At 61.5% G+C, this 3,070-nt stretch carries 3 protein-coding genes and 1 pseudogene; all 4 read right to left on the bottom strand.

All coding sequences use genetic code 11. The features are described from left to right. Nucleotides 1-244 precede the first annotated feature (244 nt). Entirely contained in the window at nucleotides 245-1,243 is a 999-nt protein-coding gene (locus tag H531_RS13315) for a glycoside hydrolase family 191 protein (RefSeq protein ID WP_022799613.1), read from the bottom strand. A gap of 9 nt (nucleotides 1,244-1,252) precedes the next feature. After that, entirely contained in the window at nucleotides 1,253-1,858 is a 606-nt protein-coding gene (locus tag H531_RS0112315) for a DUF1385 domain-containing protein (RefSeq protein ID WP_156860521.1), read from the bottom strand. 131 nt (nucleotides 1,859-1,989) lie between these two features. Further along, nucleotides 1,990-2,211 (bottom strand): annotated as a pseudogene (locus H531_RS15295) (zinc ribbon domain-containing protein); the annotation flags it as partial. Between the two features lie 240 nt (nucleotides 2,212-2,451). Further along, a complete protein-coding gene (locus H531_RS0112310) occupies nucleotides 2,452-2,949 on the bottom strand; it encodes a hypothetical protein (RefSeq protein WP_022799610.1) in 498 nt (165 codons plus the stop codon). Between the last annotated feature and the right edge of the window lie 121 nt (nucleotides 2,950-3,070).

Genomic DNA, 3,070 nt, shown 5'->3' with positions numbered 1-3,070 from the left:
GTCCTCAACCTGGCTCCCCATCACGAGACCGCGGTGCGCCTTCTGGGGGCCGGGCGATATTACCTGCTGGAGTGAAGGGGGTGCGGAATGTGGGGAAGAGGGCCTGGATTCTGCTTTCCACTTTCCCTTCCCACTGGTTGAGGATGGCGCTCTCCCGGCTGGCCAGGTCCTCAAGATATCCCTGCTGAACCTGTAGCCCAACAGGGCCTGAAGCGTCCGGAGGGCTTCTGGGGGAAGGGGAAACCTACGGGCATAGCACGCCGAGGCGGTCTAGACCCACTGTGGTGACGTAAGGCACAAACCCCTCGCTTCGGGCCTTCCGGCAGGCGGTTTGCACCTTTTGGGGATGGGTAGCGTAGTCTACGGTGAGGACCAGTTTCCCTGCATCTCGGATGGCCCGAGCGTGGCTGAGGCGTTCCTTACACTCGGCGTCGGTGCAGGGTAGGTTCGTGGCCCTGATGAAAAGCTCCTCGAGGCCAATGCCATCTATGGCGTCTAAATACCCAGCTCGGGTTCTTAGCTCGGGGGCATTCTGGGGGAAGATAAGGAACGCCTTCCGGAAGCTCTTGGCGTAGGCGCTGATGCGGAGGAGAAGATCCACCATCTTTAGAGCGAGGCTTTTCCGGTTCTCCCCCGGTACTAGGCGGAGCTCTATTCCCTCGTAGGCGTCTACCAGGTCTAGGTAGACCCCGGTAAACCCTGCGGCCAGGGCCTGATCCAGGCGGGGTTTGAGGGCCAGGTGCCACCAGCGCTCGTCCCAGTATTTCACGTACCACTCCCCAGGCCATTTGGGCACATCGTTAAGGATAAGGTCAGGGGCCTGGTTTTTTACCAGCGGGTATTCCACCCTATAGTCCTCGAGCCCGCCTATTTCCATATAGGCCAGCACAGCCCTTCCCTTAAGGGCGAGCAGGTCTTGCTTGCTCCAGGGAGTCTTTCCATCTTTGGTCAGGTCAACCACAAAGAGGTCAGCGTGGGTGGCTCCTAGGCTATAGAGGCCAGAAGCGGGGTAGCCCGTGAGCTGGAAGATCCAGGAGCGCACGCCTGTGCTTCCGTTTGCGCCTGAGGGTGTGGCTAGAAGGATCAAGCCTATGCCGATAAGCCAGGGAAGGGTACGTCGTATGGGGTGCATAGAGAGCCTCCATGCTTTGATCCAGCCCACAGGCCTCGTGCCGAAGCGGAGGGTCTCCATCGAGGTGCCTTGCCAGCCGTCCAGCAGGATAGGGTGGAAGGGCAGCCGCATGCCTTCATCCTACCCGGGCGCCCTTCTCCCCTCGAGGGCCTCCAGGAGCTTGAAGAAAGCCTCCCGCGCCCGGGCCTCCTCCACGGGGCTAGGCTCCGCCACGAAAAGCTTTTGCACTAAAAGCCCAGGGAACCTCAGGGGAGAGTCCATGGGCAGCATTGCGTGGAGGAGGAAGCCTAGCGCAGGAGCGAGGGGGAAGACAACAGGCCAGATCAGGCCCAAGGGGAAGAAGGGGAGGCTGAGCCCTAAGGCCACGGTGCCGCAGGCGGGGGAGAGTATGGGCGCCCGCCTCCAGGCCTCCTCCGGGGGGAGCCCCTTCTCCACTAGGAAGAGGGCCTCCCCCACCTTGTGCTCCGCCCCGTGCCACCTGCGGAGCCGGGGGAAGCCGACAAGGTAGGCCAAGAGGAAAGGGAGGGTAAAGGGCAGAAGGAGAAAGAGCCACCTCCTATCCGCAAGGGCCACGAACCCCACGAGGACGAGGAGAAGAAGGAAAAGGGCGGGGACGGCCAAGGGGTGGGTCTTCTCTATCCGCACCCCCCGGGCGTTCACCTTGCAGACGAGGCCTTCTCCCCGCACCTCAAAGCCCCACGGCGAGGACACACCCAACCAAGCCACGGAAACATTCTACCCAGGCTGGGGTGTCCTTCCGCCTCTCCTGCCTTCCCTCGGCCGACTCCTCTTTCTTGTCCTCCGGGTAGGGGAGGGCCACGCGAGCGTACAAACCTATTGGGAGGTGAAAGGGTGCGCTACGGACGGCTGAAGCCGTCAGCCTCGTACGGGCACGGCGCTGACGGTGTTCCGCTCGTCAGCGCCCCCGTAGGCCCGCTCCAGGCTTGCTGAAGGATTACCTGGGCAGCGCGTCCGCAAGAGGGGCAGACGTGGAGCCTCTCCGAGAGGGGCTTGGGAACGCTGGCCCCGCACGAAGCGCAGGTTTGCGAGGTGCCCTTGAGGTCCACGGAGACCACCTCCCTACCCGCTTCTCAGGCCATGTAGGGAAGGGTCTCCCTGAGAAAAGCCCCCCACCCCCGCTTTCCCGGAGTAAAGGCTTCGCAAAACGTTCCTTTGGCGAAGTGCATTAGGGATGCCCCGACCCCCGGGAGGCGCCGTCGGGAAGCGAGAAAACCCCGCCCAGCGAGAGGGCGGGGCGGCGTTATCGTAAGGTCTACAAGGTTTGAGTTGCTAATCACCGAAGGAGCTACGGACCCTTCTCACTTCTGAATAGGGTCCGTTTTTAGGGTGAAGTCGAGGTTGTTCTGCATGGGTGCTGGGGGAAGGACATAGCGAATGAAGGGGTAGCCCGCAGAGGCATGGCAGCCGTTGCAACCGGCAACCGCTACCTCAAAGCGGGTGCGGAAAGCCTCCCAGTCCTTGGCCTCAATGGCCTTCTGTAGAGGAACGAGATAGGCCTCCTCAAAGCTCTTGAGCGCCTCGGCACGCTTAGGGCGGGTAATCTCGCCTACTTCCTGAATCTCTAGAGCCTCCTTGAGTTCGTACTGAGCCAGGGCCCAGTTTCCGTTCTTGGCCGCGTAGTAGGCATTGGTGAAACGGTTGCCATACTCAAACATGATCGTGCCTAAGCCAGGCTGGATTGATGCCAGGGCATTTACCCGCTCTTCGAGCGTTCCTTTGTAGATATCGCGCATCTGTTCTGCAGCCAGGCCCAGTGCCGCTAAGGCTAACACCCCCAGCAGCAACTTCCGTTTCATCTCCTCCTCCTTTCAAAAAAAGCGTAACCCCCTTTTCGGATATTCACCTGCGTACTCACCTCACGCCACCGCCCGCAACACCCGGGTGATGGGCAGACCCGCCTGCCCAAGAAGCTGGGCC

Origin of the sequence: Thermus islandicus DSM 21543 (assembly GCF_000421625.1) — a bacterium.
Lineage (GTDB): Bacteria > Deinococcota > Deinococci > Deinococcales > Thermaceae > Thermus > Thermus islandicus.
Note: the sequence above shows the minus strand (reverse complement) of the source record. Positions and strands in the feature narration are given on the sequence as shown.